This is a genomic window from Streptomyces sp. NPDC057616, from assembly GCF_042800575.1.
Lineage (GTDB): Bacteria > Actinomycetota > Actinomycetes > Streptomycetales > Streptomycetaceae > Streptomyces.
On sequence record NZ_JBHVGU010000049.1, the window covers coordinates 30,153 to 48,972 of the forward strand.

Here is an 18,820-nt window from a genome sequence, read left to right on the forward strand (position 1 = left end):
GACCGCCTCAATGCGGTCCGCCACGGCAAGGGAGAGTACGCGCCACACGGCGCGCTCTGCGGTGGCGCCGGGCAAATGGGATCAAACGATCTACCACCATACGCACCCACCTGCCCCGAAGGCAAACCGAGCCCCATTGACGTACGTCACACCTCTACGCGGCGGCGGGCGGCGGGACTTCGCTACGCCGGCGAGCCCGCGGCCGGTGCCGGCTCCCGCTCCGCCAGCTGCGGCCCCGTCTCCTGGTGCGCGGACGACGACGGCTCGGCGACCGTCGGCTCCGGCGAGGCGGAGGTCGGCTGCTCCGTGGGCGTCGGCGGCGGATCGGCCGGGTGCGTGGGCGCGGACGTCGCCCGCGTCGGCGTGGGGCCGCCCGGCTCCTGCGTCCTGCCGGGCCCGCCCGTCGCGGGGGCCGACCGGCCGTCGCGCGCGGACGGCGAGGCCGAGGGGGACGCCGACTCCCCGTCCTTGCCCTTCCCCTTGTCGCCGCCCCCGTGCTTGCCGTCGGCCGCGACACCGCCCCCGCCGCCCCGTCCGGAGACCGCCGAGCCGCCGTCCGGCGCCGCGCCGCCGTGCTCCCCGGCGGAGTGCGACGGCTTCGCGCCGCCGCTGCCGTTCTCGCCCACGCTCATGCAGCCGGCGGCAGCGGCGACCGCCATGACCGTGGCGGCCAGACGGACGGGTACGTACATGGGGCGCACGGGAAGCCACCTCCGGGGTGGGGAAAGGAGTCGACCTGCCCAACTCCCGCCGCCCGCAAGAGGACACGCGCCAGGGCGCCCGCCCCGGTCATCCGTAGCCGAGGGCGTGCAGACGCGTGTCGTCGATGCCGAAGTGATGCGCGATCTCGTGCACCACGGTCACCTCGGTCTCCGCGACCACGTCCTCCCGCGACGCGCACATCCTGAGCGTCGGGCCCCGGTAGACGGTGATCCGGTCCGGCAGCACGCCCGCGTACCACTCGCCCCGGTCGGTCAGCGGAGTGCCCTCGTACAGCCCGAGCAGCTCGGGGTCGTCGGCGGGCGGTTCGTCCTCGACGAACACCGCGACGTTGTCCATCAGCCGCGTCAGTTCCGGCGGAATCCGGTCGAGCGCCTCGGCGACCAGTTCCTCGAACTCCTCGCGCGTCATCTCCAGCACACGCCCATTGTCAGTCACGACCGCTCGGTACGAGAGTCCTGAGGCCGCCCGCATATCCGCGCCCGCACTTGGGCATACGGGACCAATGGCCCGCGTCCCCGCCGCCTTGAACGCCCTGAACCGCCTCCGGAGGGCCCCTCACGCCCTCACCCGCAGACCCCGCACGGCCCGCTCGCAACCGCCCCTCGACGTCGCCCCGCAGCAGTCGGCCTGGCTGCGCGCGCTCGGTCTGGCCGCCGTGGTCCTGCTCGGCGCCTGGCTCGGGCTGCTGGTCGTCGGCAATGTCCGGGTGCCGGTCGGGCCGATGAACACGACGATGACGCTGCGCCCGTCCCTCACCGGCGGCACCAAGATCAACGTCTCGCCGCTCGGTGCACTCCAGCTCGACAGCCACCACGCGCCGGTGCGGCTGGACGTGAACGTCGACCAGCTCGACCCGGTCCGCGCCCAGGCCCTGGTCGACCACCCCGAGCGCCTCTCCGGCCTGCAGGACGAGGTCGCCCACGACGTCGAGCACGGCACCCGCGACCTGGCCCTGCGCTCCTGCGTCGCCGTCGTCTCCGGTGCGACGGCCCTCGGCCTCGCGGTCTACCGCCGCCCCCGCCGGGCGCTGGCCGCCGGCGGCACCGCCCTGGCCCTCCTCATGGCCTCCGGGGCCTCGGCGTTCCTGACCTGGAACCCCGAGTCCGTCCTCGAACCGAAGTACTCGGGCCTGCTCTCCTCGGCCCCCTCGCTGGTCGGCAACGCACGCAACATCGTCACCGAATTCGACGTCTACCAGAAGGAGTTGGCGCGCCTGGTGACCAACGTGACCAAGCTCTACGACGTCACGTCCACCCTGCCCGCCTACCAGCCGGACCCGTCCACCGTGCGCGTCCTGCACGTCTCGGACATCCACCTCAACCCCGCCAGCTGGAAGATCATCGCGTCGCTGGTGGACCAGTACAAGGTGAACGTGATCGTCGACACCGGCGACACGATGGACCACGGCACGGCGGCGGAGAACGGCTTCCTGGACCCGGTCGCGGACCTGGGGGCGCCGTACGTCTGGGTGCGCGGCAACCACGACTCCGACCTCACCCAGCGCTATCTGTCCCGCATGAAGAACGTGCACGTCCTCGACGACGGCCGGGCGCAGACGGTCGCGGGCCTGCGCTTCGCCGGCATCGGCGACCCGCAGTTCACCCCGGACCGCTCCAACCCGCAGGGGGCCGACCGGTCGGAGCAGCTGGCGGGCGACCGGCTGGCATCGGCGCTGCGCGACCAGAAGAGCGCGGGCACGCCGGTCGACGTCGCCATGGTCCACGAGCCGTCCGCGGCGCGGGAGGTGGACGGCGACGTGCCGCTGGTCCTGTGCGGTCATCTGCACCACGAGGGCGACGAGATCCTGAAGTACGGCACCCGGCTGCGGATGGAGGGCTCCACCGGAGGCAGCGGCCTGCGGGCCCTGGAGCACAAGTACCCGGCCCCGATCGAGGCGTCGATCCTCTACTTCGACCGCAGCACCCGCCGGCTGCAGGCGTGGGACGCGATCAAGCTCGGCGGGCTGGGCGAGACGACGGCGGAGGTCACCCGGCACCTGCCGAAGGAGAACCAGCCGGGAGCCGCGACGTCGACGTCGTCGACCCCCTCGGGCACGTCCTCCGTCTCCTCCACGCCCGCCTCACCGGCCCCGGGGGCCTCGGCCCCCTAAACCGTTTTGGCGATACCTCCCGCCATCCCATATGCTTCTCACGTCCCCGACGCGCTGAGAAGCGCGCAGGCGGGCCGATAGCCCTCATCGTCTAGCGGCCTAGGACGCCGCCCTTTCAAGGCGGTAGCACGGGTTCGAATCCCGTTGGGGGCACGCAACACCGTGTGCGACACTGTCGTACGCAACAGCTTGGTCCTGTGGAGCAGTTTGGAGTGCTCGCCACCCTGTCAAGGTGGAGGCCGCGGGTTCAAATCCCGTCAGGACCGCCGAGATCTTCCCGAAGATCTCGTGGCTGGGTAGCTCAGTTGGTACGAGCGATCGCCTGAAAAGCGATAGGTCGCCGGTTCGACCCCGGCCCCAGCCACCACCGCCCTTCCAGGGCGTTCACCCCCTCCGGGATCTTCGGAGGGGGTGTTTTCATGCCGCCACACCTCGCCCCGTCCCGCTCGCCACCCTGTCAGTGTGGAGGCCGCGCCCGCGGCGCAGCCGCAATCGGGTACGGGCACATCCCGTCAGGACCGCCGAGATCTTCCCGAAGATCTCTCGCGCTCGGCGGGCCCCGTGAGGCATCGGGTACAAATCGTTCGCCAGGGATTTCCCGGGGATGAGATCCTGGAACGCGTATGTCTACGCACCCTGCCCCCGCCACCCCGGCCTTCGGCACCCTCGCCCCCCGCCTGACCGAGCTCTCCCTGCGCGACGCGCAGCGGCTCGGGCGCAGGCTCGAAGGCGCGCGCAAGATCCGCAAGCCGGAGGCCCGCGCCGCCGTCCTCACCGAGATCGAGGCCGAGATCGCGAAGGCCGAGGAGCGGATGGGCGCGCGGCGCGGCCGGCTCCCCGCCGTCTCCTATCCCGAGCAGCTGCCGGTCAGCCAGAAGAAGAGCGAGATCGCCGACGCCATCCGCGACCACCAGGTCGTGATCGTCGCCGGTGAGACCGGTTCCGGAAAGACCACCCAGATCCCGAAGATCTGTCTCGAGCTCGGCCGCGGCGTGCGCGGCATGATCGGGCACACCCAGCCCCGCCGTATCGCCGCGCGCACCGTCGCCGAGCGGGTGGCCGAGGAGCTGGACGCCCCCCTCGGCGAGGCCGTCGGCTGGAAGGTCCGCTTCACCGACCAGGTGAACCAGGACTCCACCTTCATCAAGCTGATGACGGACGGCATCCTGCTCGCCGAGATCCAGACCGACCGCGAGCTGCGCGCCTACGACACGATCATCATCGACGAGGCCCACGAGCGGTCCCTCAACATCGACTTCCTGCTGGGCTACCTGGCGCAGCTGCTGCCCAGACGGCCCGATCTGAAGGTCGTCATCACCTCCGCGACCATCGATCCCGAGCGCTTCTCCCGGCACTTCGGCGACGCCCCGATCGTCGAGGTCAGCGGGCGGACGTATCCGGTGGAGGTCCGCTACCGCCCCCTCCTGGAGGAGGACGGCGACGACGCCGACCGCGACCAGATCACCGCGATCACGGACGCCGTCGAGGAGCTGATGGGCGAGGGGAAGGGCGACATCCTCGTCTTCCTCTCCGGCGAGCGCGAGATCCGGGACACCGCGGACGCGCTGACGAGGAAGCAGTACCGCTTCACCGAGGTCCTCCCCCTCTACGCCCGCCTCACCCACGCCGAGCAGCACCGCGTCTTCCAGCCGCACACCGGACGCAGGATCGTTCTGGCAACGAACGTGGCCGAGACGTCCCTGACCGTCCCGGGCATCAAGTACGTCATCGACCCCGGCTTCGCCCGCATCTCCCGCTACAGCCACCGCACCAAGGTCCAGCGGCTGCCCATCGAGCCGGTCTCCCAGGCCAGCGCCAACCAGCGCAAGGGCCGCTGCGGCCGTACGTCCGACGGCATCTGCATCCGGCTGTACACCGAGGACGACTTCCTCGCCCGGCCGGAGTTCACGGACGCGGAGATCCTGCGCACCAACCTGGCCTCCGTCATCCTGCAGATGACCGCGGCCGGCCTCGGCGACATCGAGAAGTTCCCCTTCATCGACCCGCCGGACCACCGCAACATCCGCGACGGCGTGCAGCTGCTGCAGGAGCTGGGCGCGCTGGACCCGGCGGAGAAGGACGTCCGCAAGCGGCTCACGCAGACCGGCCGCAAGCTCGCCCAGCTGCCCGTCGACCCGCGGCTGGCCCGCATGGTCCTGGAGGCCGACCGCAACGGCTGTGTGCGCGAGGTCATGGTGATAGCCGCCGCCCTGTCCATCCAGGACCCGCGCGAGCGGCCCTCCGACAAGCAGGCCCAGGCCGACCAGCAGCACGCCCGCTTCAAGGACGAGAGCAGCGACTTCCTCGCCTATCTCAACCTCTGGCGGTACATCAGGGAGCAGCAGAAGGAGCGGGGCTCCAGCTCGTTCCGGCGGATGTGCAAGCAGGAGTACCTCAACTTCCTGCGCATCCGCGAATGGCAGGACATCTACTCCCAACTGCGCACCGTCGCCAAGCAGATGGGCATCCAGCTCAACGAGGACGACGCCCCCGGCGACCGCGTCCACGTCTCGCTCCTCGCCGGCCTGCTCTCGCACGTCGGCATGAAGGACGTGAAGGACGGCCAGAAGAACGAGTACCTGGGCGCCCGCAACGCCAAGTTCGCGATCTTCCCCGGCTCGGCCCTGTTCCGGAAGCCGCCGCGGTTCGTGATGTCCGCGGAGCTGGTGGAGACCTCCCGCCTGTGGGCCCGCGTCAACGCGAAGATCGAGCCCGAGTGGGTCGAGCCGCTCGCCGGGCACCTGCTGAAGCGCACCTACAGCGAGCCGCACTGGGAGAAGGACCAGGCGGCCGTGATGGCGTACGAGAAGGTGACGCTGTACGGCGTCCCGATCGTGGCGCAGCGGAAGATCAACTACGGCCGGGTGGACCCGGAGACGAGCCGCGAGCTGTTCATCCGCAACGCGCTCGTCGAGGGCGACTGGCGCACGCACCACAAGTTCTTCGCCGACAACCGCAAGCTGCTGAGCGAGGTCGAGGAGCTGGAGCACCGGGCCCGGCGCCGGGACATCGTCGTCGACGACGACACGCTCTTCGACTTCTACGACGCCCGGGTGCCCGAACACGTCGTCTCCGGCGCCCACTTCGACTCCTGGTGGAAGCGCAAGCGGCACGAGGAACCGGAGTTCCTGGACTTCGAGCGGGAGATGCTCATCCGGGAGTCGGCGGAGGCGGTCACCAAGGCCGACTACCCGGACTCCTGGCGGCAGGGGCAGCTGAAGTTCCGGGTGACGTACCAGTTCGAGCCGGGCGCGGACGCGGACGGCGTGACGGTCCACATCCCGCTCCAGGTCCTCAACCAGGTCACGGACGAGGGCTTCGACTGGCAGATCCCGGGGCTGCGGGAGGAGGTGGTGACGGAGCTGATCCGCTCGCTCCCGAAGCCGATCCGCCGCAACTACGTGCCGGCGCCGAACTTCGCCAAGCGCTTCCTGGACACCGCGGTCCCGCTGCAGGAGCCACTGACCGTCACCATGGCCCGCGAGCTCAAGCGCATGGTCGGCGTGCCCTTCGAGGCCGACGACTTCGACTGGTCGAAGGTCCCGGACCACCTGCGCGTCACCTTCCGCATCGTCGACGAACGGCGCCGGAAGCTGGCGGAGGACAAGGACCTGGAGGCGCTGCGGCTGCGCCTGAAGCCGAAGGCGCGCAAGGCCCTCTCCCAGGCCGCGGCGGCCACCGCCTCGCGCCAGGGCGGCGAGTCCCTGGAGCGTGCGGGCCTGACCGACTGGACGATCGGCGCGCTGACCCGCGTCTTCGAGACCCGCAGGGCCGGGCAGCCGGTGAAGGCGTACCCGGCGCTGGTGGACGACGGCGACAAGGTCTCCGTACGCCTCTTCGACACCGAGGCCGAGCAGGCCGAGGCGATGTGGAAGGGCACGCGCCGGCTGATCCTGCGCAACATCCCGGTCAATCCCGCGAAGTTCGCCTCCGAGAAGCTGACGAACGCGCAGAAGCTCGCGCTCTCCGCCAACCCGCACGGCTCGATCCAGGGCCTGTTCGACGACTGCGCCATGGCCGCGGCGGACAAGCTGATCGCGGACTTCGGCGGCCCGGCGTGGGACGAGGAGTCGTACCGCAAGCTGTACGACAAGGTGCGCGCGGAGATCGTGGACACCACGGTCCGCACGGTCGGCCAGGTGCAGCAGGTCCTCGCCGCCTGGCAGGCCTGCGAGCGCCGTCTGAAGGCCGTACGCAGTCCGGCGCTGCTCCCGAATCTCCAGGACGTCCGCAAGCAGCTGGACGCGCTCGTGAGGCCGGGGTTCGTGACGGCGGCGGGGCTGCGCCGGCTGCCGGACCTGATGCGCTATCTGGTCGCCGCGGACCGCCGCCTCCAGCAGATGCCGACGAACGTCCAGCGCGACACCACGCGCATGGAGAAGGTCCACGAGATGCAGGACGAGTACGCCTGGCTGCTGGAGCAGCTGCCCCAGGGGCGCCCGGTGCCGTCCTCGGTCACGGACATCCGCTGGATGATCGAGGAACTGCGGGTGAGCTACTTCGCCCACGCGCTCGGCACGGCGTACCCCGTCTCGGACAAGCGGATCGTGAAGGCGATCGACGCGGCGGCTCCGTAACCACCCGTGCACGGTGGGTGAGTTCGACCGGGGACCCACCCTCCTGTACAGTCTCTTCTCGCAGCGCAACGCACGAATCGCACTGCGAAACCTGGTCCTGTGGAGCAGTTTGGAGTGCTCGCCACCCTGTCAAGGTGGAGGCCGCGGGTTCAAATCCCGTCAGGACCGCACAGTGGGAAAGAAGGCCCGCACCCGCAAGGGTGCGGGCCTTCTCCATGTCCACCGCCACCCCTCGCCGGCCTGTCGAGGGGGAGGCCGCGCCGGCAGCGCAGCCGCGATCGGGTACGGCAAATCCCGTCAGGACCGCCACAGGGGAGAAGGGCCCGCATCCCGTGAGGGATGCGGGCCCTTCTTCGTGTCCCGTGACGCTGCAGCCACCCGCGCCCCTCCAGGGCCGCGCGGGGCTCCATGCCGTCTTGACGGCGTCACATTCGGTAGGTACCCAGAAGACAGGGCCTGTTCGCCGAGCGGCCCGCGGAGGTGGCGTATGGCGGCGACGGTCAGGCACGAGACACGGGCCCTGCTCCGTGCACACCTGTCGGCCGCCTCGTCGTACGGCCATCTGACCCGCCACTGCCCGATCTGCCACCACCTGCTGCGGCTGGCGATGGACTCCGCACCACGGGTCGTCGAGGTCCCGGACGAGCACCCGGAGGACGAAAGTCCCGCGGGCGCATGACCATCGGCCGCCCCCAACACCCGCCCCACCGTGGGAGCGTGGAGGGCACGGCTCCTCTAGCGCACTCGTGACTGAGGGGACAAGGACTCTGCCGTGTGACGGGAGTCACCGCATGAGTTTCTGAAAGCGCGGTACTTACGCCCCACCTACAACTGGTCAATTTAATATGTGCAATTGCACTGCCCGGGAGGCTGCTCCCCGGCACTGCCCCAGGGGCGCCCCACAGGAGATCCGACAGCCCTCCCCAGACTCCGACAAGGCCACTCACAGAGCCGCAGGGCCGGCACGGCCCCACACAAAAAAGATCGCGCCGGACTCGGCGGAGTCCAGCGCGATCGACGACGCACCCTGTCACTTGTCTGAGAAGCTCTGATGAGCTTGGGCGTGGAGCCTGTTGGGGCAGACCCCGCGTCGCTTGGAGCTAGGGTTCCGGGCGCCTCGGCACGTTGGGGGACCTGCCGTTTTGCCCGGTTATGGAGTTGTTGTTCAGGCTTCGCTGCGCTGCTGCGGAATGCCCGCCAGCAGTGCGCGGACCTCCGCCTCGCGGTAGCGGCGATGCCCGCCGAGCGTGCGGATCGAAGTGAGCTTTCCGGCCTTCGCCCACCGCGTGACCGTCTTGGGGTCGACGCGGAACATCGTGGCGACCTCAGCCGGGGTCAGCAGCGGCTCGGCATCAGGGGTGCGAGCGGTCATGAGCGGCCTCCTCGGGAGAACCGAACCTTCTCGGTTCTTTCCTCTAAATTCTGCACCTTGACCCGCGTTGCCCGAAATGGCGGACGCGAGTCGAGTCGGTTATAGGACGAACGGCTTGTCCTCGGCACTACAACTACACCATCTGTCCAGCCGCGTCGGCCAAACCGATGGAATTGCCCCTCCAGGTGTTCATCAGCGACGGAAGCCGATGGACCATGCCATAGCGGACAGTCACGCCACTGTGACGATCAGTCACAGGACGATCAGGAGTCACCAGACCCCCCAAAGCGTGCAATGCGGACGGAGTCCTCCCCGGACTCCTTGTCCTATTTTGGCATGAGGAGGGGCATGAGACGCAAGAGCCTTGTACGTGCGGTCCATCACGCTTGGCCGTGTTTGACCCTCACTTGAGGCGAACGCCCGGATCGTGACCTACGTCCCATGTCGGAGAGACCTCAGCGGGCACAAAGCACACTTCGATGCCAGGACAAAACCCCAAAACGGGCGGAACGTCAAACGTCAGTTCGCGGAACGCCGGTCCCTGACGGAGCGCCAGCGCTCCACCAGCCGCGCGTACGCGGCCCCCGCGGCCGCCCCGTCGCCCTGCCGCAGCGCCTCGATGCCCTCGGCGACGTCCGCCGCCGAGCGGTCGTCCTCCAGCTCGCCCGCCGGCAGGACGTGCACCAGGCCGCCGTAGTCCAGCTCCACCAGCGAGCGCGGGTGGAACTCCTCCAGCCAGCGCCCGACGTCCACCAGACCGTCGATCAGCGGCCCCTCGTCGACGCCGTCCTTCAGCGCCCGCAGGGCCCTGGCCACGCGCCGCCGCGCCTGCACCATCGGCGTGCGGTAGCGCAGCATCGGGGGGATCTCGCCCGAGCCCTTGTCGAAGCGCCGCTCCTCGTCCGACACCAGCACGAACCAGTGCAGCGGCACCTGCCAGGTCGCGGTGCGGATCCAGGGCCGGGCGTCCGGGTTGCGGGTCAGCCAGCGCTCGTAGTCCTGGGTGGCCTGGCGCCGCACGACCTCCGGCAGCACCGCCTCCAGGACCGGCTTGGGCAGCTCCTCGGGCAGCTCCTGGAGCGCCCGCCAGCCGCGCAGCCGGGTGCGCCAGGGGCACACGCAGACCACCCCGTCGACCTCGGCCACGAAGGCGTCGCTGCTCTCGTGCACCGGCACCGGGACCGGCGGCGTGGGCACCAAGTCCGCCAGCGAGCGGCGCAGTTCGTCCTGGTACGAGGGACGGTCGGCACGCCGGGCGTAGCGCGCCCAGTGGCCGCGCTCCGGCTCGGGGAAGGCGGCCAGTGGTTCGTACACGCGCAGATACGTCGCATACGGGACGATCACCGAGGACACCTTGGGCACGCCTGCTCCCTCCCCCTCCCACCACCGGGAAAACCTGCGGAACCCGCTCACAAACGGGCGGGAAATCTATGCAAATCGTCGCACGGCCGTACGCCGCGAGCAGGTGATCCTGAGCACTGCGCGGATGGCGGGGCTCACAGGCTCTAATCTCGTCCTCACAGCCCCCGCCACCCACACGGGAGCTGGTCTCCGCCCGCCGCTATTTACTCAGGAGTCACCACAGTGACCGACGTAACCGGCGCACCTGCTGATGTACTGCACACCCTGTTCCACTCGGACCAGGGCGGACATGAGCAAGTCGTGCTCTGCCAGGACCGCGCCAGCGGCCTCAAGGCCGTCATCGCCATCCACAACACCGCCCTGGGCCCCGCCCTCGGCGGTACGCGCTTCTACCCGTACGCGAGCGAGGCCGACGCGGTCGCCGACGCCCTCAACCTCGCGCGCGGGATGTCGTACAAGAACGCCATGGCCGGACTCGACCACGGCGGCGGCAAGGCCGTGATCATCGGGGACCCGGAGCAGGACAAGTCCGAGGAACTCCTGCTCGCCTACGGCCGGTTCGTCGCCTCGCTCGGCGGCCGCTACGTCACCGCCTGCGACGTCGGCACCTATGTCGCCGACATGGACGTCGTGGCGCGCGAGTGCCGCTGGACGACCGGCCGCTCCCCCGAGAACGGCGGCGCCGGCGACTCCTCCGTCCTCACCGCCTTCGGCGTCTACCAGGGCATGCGCGCCAGCGCGCAGCACCTGTGGGGCGACCCGTCGCTGCGCGGCCGCAAGGTCGGCATCGCGGGCGTCGGCAAGGTCGGCCACCACCTGGTGGAGCACCTGCGTGCGGAGGGCGCCGAGGTCGTCATCACCGACGTGCGCGAGGAGGCCGTGGGACGCATCCTCGCCGCCCACCCGGAGGGCGTGACGGCCGTCGCCGACACCGCGACCCTGATCCGCGTCCAGGGCCTGGACATCTACGCCCCGTGCGCGCTCGGCGGCGCCCTGAACGACGACACGGTGCCGGCGCTGACGGCCACGGTCGTCTGCGGCGCCGCCAACAACCAGCTCGCCCACCCGGGCGTCGAGAAGGACCTCGCCGACCGCGGGATCCTCTACGCGCCGGACTACGTGGTGAACGCGGGCGGCGTCATCCAGGTCGCCGACGAGCTCCACGGCTTCGACTTCGACCGGTGCAAGGCGAAGGCCGCGAAGATCTTCGACACCACGCTCGCCATATTCGCACGTGCGAAGGAAGACGGTATTCCGCCGGCCGCCGCGGCCGACCGGATCGCCGAACAGCGCATGCACGAGGCGGCCGCGGCGCGCAGGATCTGACCTTCGGGAGGTTTGGCCGGTACCCGTCGGCGCACACTTAGAGAGAACTCTCACGTTCGTCGGCGGGTCGCCTGCCAAGAAGTGGTTAAAATCGCGGTTGACCAGCGGGGACGACGCGCCCCGAGGGTCCTGGATCCGGGCCCGTGCTGCGGGCGACGTACCGTATGGGCGCGGGCTCAGGTACCGTGGAAGCCCTACGGACCGGTCTCTCCGATGAGAGCCCGTTCCAGATCATGAACGCGTGTCAAGACTCTGGGGCCGTCGAGCCCCGTCACCGAGGGGGTCGAGCCATGGGGCGCGGCCGGGCCAAGGCCAAGCAGACGAAGGTCGCCCGCCAGCTGAAGTACAACAGCGGCGGGACTGACCTGTCGCGTCTGGCCAGCGAGCTGGGCGCTTCGACTTCGAGCCAGCCGCCGAACGGCGAGCCGTTCGAGGACGACGAGGACGAAGACGACCCGTACGCCCAGTACGCGGATCTCTACAACGACGACGAGGACGAGGACGACGAGTCCGGTCCCGCGTCTCAACGCCGCGGCGCTTGACGCTCCAGCTGCGCTCGACCCGGTCCGTGGTGGTCCACACCACCGGACCGGGTTTTGCGCTGCTTCCGCGGACCGCCGAAGGCATCACCTCCGGCGGCCGCGGCGCCGCTAGCTCGCGTACGTGTCGACCAGCGCCGCACCGGTCGTGTGGTCGCCGCGCTCCGTGATCTCTCCGGCCACCCAGGCCTCGACCCCGCGGTCGGCCAGCGTCGCGAGGGCCACGTCCGCCGACTGCTGCGGCACGATCGCCATCATGCCGACGCCCATGTTCAGGGTCTTCTCCAGCTCCAGGAGCTCGACCTGACCGGTCCGCCCGACGAGGTCGAAGACCGGGGCCGGCGTCCAGGTGGAGCGGTCCACGATCGCGTGCAGACCGTCCGGGATCACGCGCGCCAGGTTGGCGGCCAGGCCGCCGCCCGTGATGTGCGAGAAGGCGTGCACCTCGGTGGTGCTGGTCAGCGCCAGGCAGTCCAGCGAGTAGATCTTGGTCGGCTCCAGCAGCTCCTCGCCGAGCGTGCGGCCGAACTCCTCGATCCGCGCGTCCAGCGACAGGCCCGCCTGGTTCAGCAGGACGTGCCGGACCAGCGAGTACCCGTTCGAGTGAAGCCCGGACGCGGCCATGGCGATCACCGCGTCACCCGTACGGATACGATCCGGGCCGAGCAGCCGGTCGGCCTCCACGACGCCCGTACCGGCGCCGGCGACGTCGAAGTCGTCCTCGCCGAGCAGTCCGGGGTGCTCGGCCGTCTCGCCGCCCACCAGGGCGCAGCCGGCGAGCACACAGCCCTCGGCGATGCCCTTGACGATGGCGGCGACGCGCTCGGGGTGCACCTTGCCGACGCAGATGTAGTCGGTCATGAACAGCGGCTCGGCGCCGCACACCACGATGTCGTCCATGACCATGGCGACCAGGTCGTGGCCGATGGTGTCGTACACGCCGAGCTGCCGGGCGATGTCGACCTTGGTGCCGACGCCGTCGGTCGCGGAGGCGAGCAGGGGGCGCTCGTAGCGCTTGAGGGCGGAGGCGTCGAAGAGGCCGGCGAAACCGCCGAGGCCGCCGAGGACCTCGGGGCGCTGCGTCTTCTTCACCCACTCCTTCATCAGCTCCACGGCGCGGTCGCCCGCTTCGATGTCGACGCCGGCAGCCGCGTAGGAAGCGCCGGTGGAACGGCTCTCAGACATTGCCTGGGATCTTTCGGGTTGGTTGCTACGGGGCTTACGGGCGACGGATCGCGTCGGCCGCGGCCGTCTCCGCCGGACCGGCCGCCAGCTCGGTCTCCAGGAGCTGCTTGCCGAGCAGCTCGGGGTCCGGGAGCTCCATCGGGTACTCGCCGTCGAAGCAGGCGCGGCAGAGGTTCGGCTTGGCGATGGTGGTCGCCTCGATCATGCCGTCGATGGAGATGTAGGCCAGGGAGTCGGCGCCGAGCGAGGTGCCGATCTCGTCGATCGTCATGCCGTTGGCGATGAGCTCGGCGCGGGTGGCGAAGTCGATGCCGAAGAAGCAGGGCCACTTCACGGGCGGGGAGGAGATCCGGATGTGGACCTCGGCGGCCCCGGCCTCGCGGAGCATCCGCACCAGCGCCCGCTGGGTGTTGCCGCGGACGATCGAGTCGTCCACGACCACCAGGCGCTTGCCCTTGATGACTTCCTTCAGCGGGTTCAGCTTCAGCCGGATGCCGAGCTGGCGGATCGTCTGCGAGGGCTGGATGAAGGTCCGGCCGACGTAGGCGTTCTTGACCAGGCCGGCGCCGAACGGGATGCCGGAGGCCTCCGCGTAGCCGATGGCGGCGGGGGTGCCGGACTCCGGGGTCGCTATGACCAGGTCGGCCTCGACCGGTGCTTCCTTGGCGAGCTTGCGGCCCATCTCCACACGGGAGAGGTAGACGTTCCGGCCGGCGATGTCGGTGTCCGGGCGGGCCAGGTACACGTACTCGAAGACGCAGCCCTTGGGCTTCGCTTCCGCGAATCGTGACGTACGCAGGCCGTTCTCGTCGATGGCGACGAACTCGCCCGGCTCGATCTCGCGGACGAAGGAGGCGCCGCAGATGTCCAGGGCGGCGGACTCGGAGGCGACGACCCAGCCGCGCTCCAGGCGGCCGAGGACCAGCGGGCGGATGCCCTGCGGGTCGCGGGCCGCGTAGAGGGTGTGCTCGTCCATGAAGACGAGCGAGAAGGCGCCCTTGACCTGCGGGAGGACCGTGTGGGCGGCCTCCTCGATGGTCAGCGGCGTGCCCTCGGCGTCCTCCTGGGCGGCGAGCAGGGCCGTCAGGAGGTCGGTGTCGTTGGTGGCCGCCACCCGCGGGGTGCGGCCGCCCTCCTTCTTGGGCAGGTCGGCGACCATCTCCGCGAGCTGGGCGGTGTTGACCAGGTTGCCGTTGTGGCCGAGCGCGATGGAACCGTGCCCGGTGGCGCGGAACGTCGGCTGGGCGTTCTCCCACACGGAGGCACCGGTGGTCGAGTAGCGGGCGTGTCCGACCGCGATATGACCCTGGAGCGAACCGAGAGAGGTCTCGTCGAAGACCTGGGACACGAGGCCCATGTCCTTGAAGACGAGGATCTGGGAGCCGTTGCTGACCGCGATTCCCGCGGATTCCTGGCCCCGATGCTGGAGGGCGTAGAGCCCGAAGTAAGTGAGCTTGGCGACCTCTTCGCCCGGAGCCCAGACTCCGAAGACGCCGCAGGCGTCCTGGGGGCCTTTCTCACCGGGGAGCAGATCATGATTGAGTCGACCGTCACCACGTGGCACGGCACCGAGTGTAGGCGAGATCGACCACTGGTCCGAATTGGGGATGGCGGCCGCCCGACGATCACTTTCCGGCCACCGCTTCGGCGCTTTCTCCGTTTTCGCTGGTCAGCGTGAGTGTTCGATGATCCACGTGGTAGGTCGCCGCGCCGTCGAAGAGGCGCAGGAGGCTCTTCTCGGTGTCCATGAGTGAGGCGTCGCACATCATTCGGGTGGTGGATGCCGGACCGAGCGTGATACGTCCGTCGCGCACCGTGGCTTTCGCGGTGACGTGATTGCATCCAAGACGGCCGGTGACCTTGCCCGTTTTCCTGTCGAAGGTCAGGTATGCGGACCCCTCGGCCTTGCGCGGCAGGCTTGTCGCCGTGCCGTCGCTGCCGAGGGACGTGACCGTCCACTTCGTGCCGTACAGGGAGGCGTCCTGCTCCTCGGTCAGGCGGACGCGGTCGCCGTTGCGGGCGGTGAGCGTGAGGCGGCCGTCCTTGGTCTCGACCGCGAGCGAGTGGCCGGTGAGGGTGCGGGACAGGGCCCGCTCGAAGGCCATCCGCCGCGGTTCGCAGGCCATCAGGGTCTGCCGGGCGTGCGACAGCGTGACCCGGTGGCCGGTGAAGGCGGCCTTCGCGCCGAACTCGTTGCAGCCGTAGTTGCCCACGGCCGTGCCGTCGGCACCGATGCGGAGCCCGGCGTCGGCGCCGGCGGGGGCCTGCCGCGTGGTGCCGTCGACCGTGACGCTGTCGACCCGCCAGTGGACGCCCGACATCCCCGACGCGGCCGGGGTGGCGCCGCTGCCGCCGGTGTCGCCCGTGTCGCGGCCGCAGGCCATGACCAGCGGCAGCACGGTCAGGACGGCGAGGGTGAGTCGCTGTTTGTCCATGCCTATGGGACGGAAGGGACGAAAGGGCGGTTCCCCGGCTATGCCATCAGGGGCAGCAGCCCGCTCAGGTCCGCCCGCTCGCCGCTGGCGCTGACCTGGGCCTTCTCCACCGCTTCGGACCAGGTCAGGCGCCCGGTCGCGAGCCGCACCCAGGTCAGCGGGTCGGTCTCGACGACGTTCGGCGGGGTGCCGCGGGTGTGCCGCGGGCCCTCGATGCACTGCACGACGGCGTACGGCGGGATCCGCACCTCGGTGGAGCCGCCGGGCGCCTTGGCGGCCAGGGCGTCGGCGAGCAGCCGGGTGCAGGCGGCGAGGGCCTGGCGCTCGTACGGCACCGCCAGGCCCGGGACGGCGTCGTTGAGGTCGTCGGTGTGGACGATCAGCTCGACGGTGCGGGTGACCAGGTACTCGGAGAGCGGCATGGGCCCGGTACCGGTGGCGAGCAGCCGGGTGCCGGGGTGCGCGGCCAGGTCCGCGGCGAAGCGGTGGTCGATGGCGGCGAGGTAGGCGTCGAGGTCGGGGTTCTCCTGCGCGAGGCGGCGGCCGGCTTCGTCGATCCCGTCCGCGTTGGCGGCGGTGGCGAACGGCCAGTCGAGGACCGTGACCTCCTGGCGCACCGGGGCCGGCCGGTCGACGAAGCGGCTGACGGCACCGAGTGCCATCCCCGTGTGCGCGATCAGGTCCCGCACGGTCCAGTCCCCCAGCCGCGTGGGCCCCGTCAGCTGCTCGGGGGTCAGGGTGCCCACCGCCTCCCGCAGATGCCCGAACTGCGCGGTGACCGCGGCACGGATCTTGACGGAGTCGTACGTACGGGCGCGCTTCTTGGCCGGGGGCATGGCGGTGAGCCTAGAGCCTTTCCCGCGGGATCGGCTCCGCGTCCCGGAGCGCGGCCCGCGTCACTGCTTGCGGGCGTAGTCCGCGAGGCCCCGTTCGACCAACGCGAAGGCCTGCTCGGCGCGTTCGGCCGCGTCGGCCGCGACCGCGTCGACGTGCTCGCCCTCACCGATCCTGAGGTGGTGCTCCTCGACGAGGGCGTTGCGGGCCGCGCTGAGCATCGCGGCGGCGACCGTCGCGAGCATCAGGTCGCCGGTCTCCTCGGCGAGCAGGCCGGCCAGGTCGCGGGTGCCCTGCTGGGCGGCCAGCACGGCGCGCTCCATCAGCACCGGTGTGTCGCGGACGAGCCGGCGGATCTGGCGGGCGAAGGGCTCGGGGTTCAGGCCGATCGAGGGGTCGCGGGTCTCGACCATCTCCAGGAACTGCCGGCGCACGGCCTGCACCGCGCTCTGCCCCGGCGCGCGCTCCCGCACCGCGCGGGCCGCGTCCCCGAAGTGCTCCTCCATCGGCCGGAAGACCAGGTCCTCCTTGGTGCCGAAGTAGTTGAAGACGGTCATCTTCGAGACCTCGGCGGCGTCGGCGATCTCCTGCACGGAGACGTTGTCGAAACCGCGCTCGACGAACAGGTCGACCGCGACCTGCCAGATCCGCATCGCCGTCTGCCGCTTCTTGCGCTCGCGCAGACCCATCACCTCGGCCGTCATGCCAGCACTGTACCAAGACGAATTTTAAGCTCGGATGAAATATTGACTCGGTATATGAATTGCGGGCATGCTGTCGCCCATGACCGAGACCCAGCGCAAAGTCGGCTTCCTCGTGTGCCTCGTGACGATCGTCCTGGCCGTCCTGGACCTGCAGATCGTGTCCGCGGCCAGCGTCCCGATCGCCCATGACCTCGACCCCGACCACGGCATCGACAAGATCCCTTGGCTGGTCAGCGCCTACGCCCTGGCGTCGGCCGCGATGCTGCCGCTGTACGGCAAGCTGTGCGACGTCGCCGGCCCGAAGCGGGTCTTCACCGGCTCGATCGCCGTCTTCCTGCTCGGCTCCGCGCTGTGCGGCGCGGCCCAGTCGATGACCCAGCTCATCGCCGCCCGCGCGGTCCAGGGCCTGGGCGGCGGCGGCCTGATGAGCGTGACGATGGTGGTGATCGCCCACCTCAAGGGCCCGCAGGAGCAGGGCGCGGGCAAGGGCGGCAACGCGGGCGGACTCGTCGCCGGCGGCGCGATGGCCGTCGGCCCCTGGCTGGGCGGCGTGCTGGCCGACCACGCGAGCTGGCGCTGGATCTTCTACGTCAACCTGCCCGTCGGCCTCGTGGTCCTCGCCGCCTCCGCCCTCGCCCTGAAGCTGCCCGGGCAGCACGAGCGCCGTCCGCTCGACTGGTCCGGCGCCGCGCTCGCCGCCGCGTTCTCCAGCGCGCTGCTCCTGGTCACCGACTGGGGCGGCAAGAAGTACGCCTGGACGTCACCGGCCGTGCTGAGCCTGGCCGTCACGGCCGTCGCCGCCCTCGCGCTGTTCCTGTGGCGGCAACTGCGCGCACCCGAACCGGTCCTGCCGCTCTCCTTGTTCCGCATCCGCGAGCTGCGGCTCGGCTTCGCCGTGCAGGCGATCATGGGTGCCGCGATGACGGGCGCCATCTACTACGTGCTGGTCTACCTCCAGCTCGTCCGCGGCATCACCAGCTCCGCCGCCGGCCTCTATCTGATCCCGATGGCCGTGGGGCTGTCGGCGACCGGGCTGCTCGGCGGTCCGCTGGGCGCCCGCGGCTGGACGGCGCGGACCTTCACCATCAGCGGCTCGGTCACCACCGCCGTCGCCTTCCTGCTGCTCGCCGCCACGACCGGCCCGGACACCTCGCTCTGGCTGATCCGCGCCGAACTCCTGCTGATCGGGGCCGGGTTCGGGCAGCTGCTGGGCCAGCTGATCCTGCTCGTGCAGGACGCCGCGCCGCGCCCGCAGCTGGGCGTCGCCACCACGTCCGTCCGCTACTTCCAGTCCCTCGGCAACGCCCTGGGCACCGCGCTGTTCGGCACCGTGCTGACCCGTCTGTACGCGGCCCACGGTCCCGGCGGCGACGTCGGCGCCCTCGCCCGGCTGACCGGCGGCGCCCGCACCGCCGGTGTGCACGCCTACGTCGACGCGACGAGCGTGGTGTTCTTCAGCGGCGCCGGACTGATGGCCCTGGCCGCGCTGATGGCGCTCAGGCTGCCGAGGCCCCTTCCGGGGACGGGCACCGCGGAACCGGCGAAGGAGCCGGTGGCCGTGTGAGGAGAACGCGCCGGTGAGCGGCGCCCACCCGTGAGGAAAGCCCGAAGGCCCCGCCCGTGCGCAACGGGCGGGGCCTTCGTCGTCGTAGC

Annotated in this window: 15 protein-coding genes and 4 tRNA genes; 10 read left to right on the top strand and 9 right to left on the bottom strand. The window is 70.5% G+C overall.

From position 1 onward, the window contains the following. Positions 1-182 precede the first annotated feature (182 nt). Complete coding sequence (locus ACFU97_RS40185) at positions 183-701, bottom strand: hypothetical protein (protein WP_384266650.1); 519 nt, start codon at positions 699-701, stop codon at positions 183-185. An 88-nt stretch (positions 702-789) separates the two neighbouring features. After that, positions 790-1,140, bottom strand: a complete 351-nt coding sequence (locus tag ACFU97_RS40190; RefSeq protein ID WP_384266712.1) for a metallopeptidase family protein — start codon at positions 1,138-1,140, stop codon at positions 790-792. An 85-nt stretch (positions 1,141-1,225) separates the two neighbouring features. On the opposite strand from ACFU97_RS40190, the gene ACFU97_RS40195 reads away from it, so the two are divergent. The 7 genes from ACFU97_RS40195 (at position 1,226) to ACFU97_RS40225 (ending at position 8,089) form a co-directional block, all read left to right on the top strand. After that, complete coding sequence (locus ACFU97_RS40195; protein WP_384266653.1) at positions 1,226-2,833, top strand: metallophosphoesterase; 1,608 nt, start codon at positions 1,226-1,228, stop codon at positions 2,831-2,833. A gap of 80 nt (positions 2,834-2,913) precedes the next feature. After that, a tRNA-Glu gene (locus tag ACFU97_RS40200) sits at positions 2,914-2,986 on the top strand. Positions 2,987-3,024: 38 nt separating this feature from the next. Then, positions 3,025-3,099 (top strand) — tRNA-Asp (locus ACFU97_RS40205). A 24-nt stretch (positions 3,100-3,123) separates the two neighbouring features. After that, positions 3,124-3,200: transfer RNA gene (locus ACFU97_RS40210), tRNA-Phe, on the top strand. Between the two features lie 256 nt (positions 3,201-3,456). Then, positions 3,457-7,410, top strand: a complete 3,954-nt coding sequence (gene hrpA / locus ACFU97_RS40215; protein WP_384266655.1) for an ATP-dependent RNA helicase HrpA — start codon at positions 3,457-3,459, stop codon at positions 7,408-7,410. A 93-nt stretch (positions 7,411-7,503) separates the two neighbouring features. Beyond that, a tRNA-Asp gene (locus ACFU97_RS40220) sits at positions 7,504-7,578 on the top strand. Positions 7,579-7,897: 319 nt separating this feature from the next. Beyond that, on the top strand, positions 7,898-8,089 hold the full coding sequence (locus tag ACFU97_RS40225; RefSeq protein WP_384266658.1) for a DUF6274 family protein: 192 nt from the start codon (positions 7,898-7,900) through the stop codon (positions 8,087-8,089). A gap of 486 nt (positions 8,090-8,575) precedes the next feature. On the opposite strand, the gene bldC is transcribed toward ACFU97_RS40225, so the two are convergent. Beyond that, positions 8,576-8,782, bottom strand: coding sequence for a developmental transcriptional regulator BldC (gene bldC / locus ACFU97_RS40230; protein ID WP_003949541.1), 207 nt, complete (start codon positions 8,780-8,782; stop codon positions 8,576-8,578). A 519-nt stretch (positions 8,783-9,301) separates the two neighbouring features. After that, complete coding sequence (locus ACFU97_RS40235; protein ID WP_384266662.1) at positions 9,302-10,144, bottom strand: hypothetical protein; 843 nt, start codon at positions 10,142-10,144, stop codon at positions 9,302-9,304. Positions 10,145-10,366: 222 nt separating this feature from the next. On the opposite strand from ACFU97_RS40235, the gene ACFU97_RS40240 reads away from it, so the two are divergent. Both ACFU97_RS40240 and ACFU97_RS40245 read left to right on the top strand, forming a co-directional pair. Continuing rightward, positions 10,367-11,470 (top strand): Leu/Phe/Val dehydrogenase, encoded by a 1,104-nt coding sequence (locus ACFU97_RS40240; protein ID WP_384266664.1) that lies wholly within the window; start codon positions 10,367-10,369, stop codon positions 11,468-11,470. A gap of 290 nt (positions 11,471-11,760) precedes the next feature. Further along, the gene (locus ACFU97_RS40245) at positions 11,761-12,012 is read left to right on the top strand and encodes a DUF3073 domain-containing protein (protein WP_384266667.1); all 252 of its coding nucleotides are present in this window, start codon (positions 11,761-11,763) and stop codon (positions 12,010-12,012) included. Between the two features lie 108 nt (positions 12,013-12,120). Here the strand turns inward: ACFU97_RS40245 and purM are convergent, their stop codons facing one another. From purM to ACFU97_RS40270, 5 genes are all read right to left on the bottom strand, one after another. After that, on the bottom strand, positions 12,121-13,194 hold the full coding sequence (gene purM / locus ACFU97_RS40250; protein ID WP_384266670.1) for a phosphoribosylformylglycinamidine cyclo-ligase: 1,074 nt from the start codon (positions 13,192-13,194) through the stop codon (positions 12,121-12,123). A 34-nt stretch (positions 13,195-13,228) separates the two neighbouring features. Further along, a complete protein-coding gene (gene purF, locus ACFU97_RS40255) occupies positions 13,229-14,758 on the bottom strand; it encodes an amidophosphoribosyltransferase (protein WP_384266673.1) in 1,530 nt (509 codons plus the stop codon). Between the two features lie 61 nt (positions 14,759-14,819). After that, complete coding sequence (locus ACFU97_RS40260) at positions 14,820-15,629, bottom strand: META domain-containing protein (RefSeq protein WP_384266676.1); 810 nt, start codon at positions 15,627-15,629, stop codon at positions 14,820-14,822. A gap of 38 nt (positions 15,630-15,667) precedes the next feature. Next, positions 15,668-16,465, bottom strand: a complete 798-nt coding sequence (locus ACFU97_RS40265; RefSeq protein WP_384266679.1) for a sterol carrier family protein — start codon at positions 16,463-16,465, stop codon at positions 15,668-15,670. A gap of 60 nt (positions 16,466-16,525) precedes the next feature. Continuing rightward, positions 16,526-17,167, bottom strand: a complete 642-nt coding sequence (locus ACFU97_RS40270; RefSeq protein WP_384266681.1) for a TetR/AcrR family transcriptional regulator — start codon at positions 17,165-17,167, stop codon at positions 16,526-16,528. A gap of 79 nt (positions 17,168-17,246) precedes the next feature. Here ACFU97_RS40270 and ACFU97_RS40275 point away from each other — a divergent pair, with 79 nt between their 5' ends. Next, on the top strand, positions 17,247-18,731 hold the full coding sequence (locus ACFU97_RS40275) for an MFS transporter (RefSeq protein WP_384266684.1): 1,485 nt from the start codon (positions 17,247-17,249) through the stop codon (positions 18,729-18,731). The last annotated feature ends 89 nt before the right edge of the window (positions 18,732-18,820 follow it).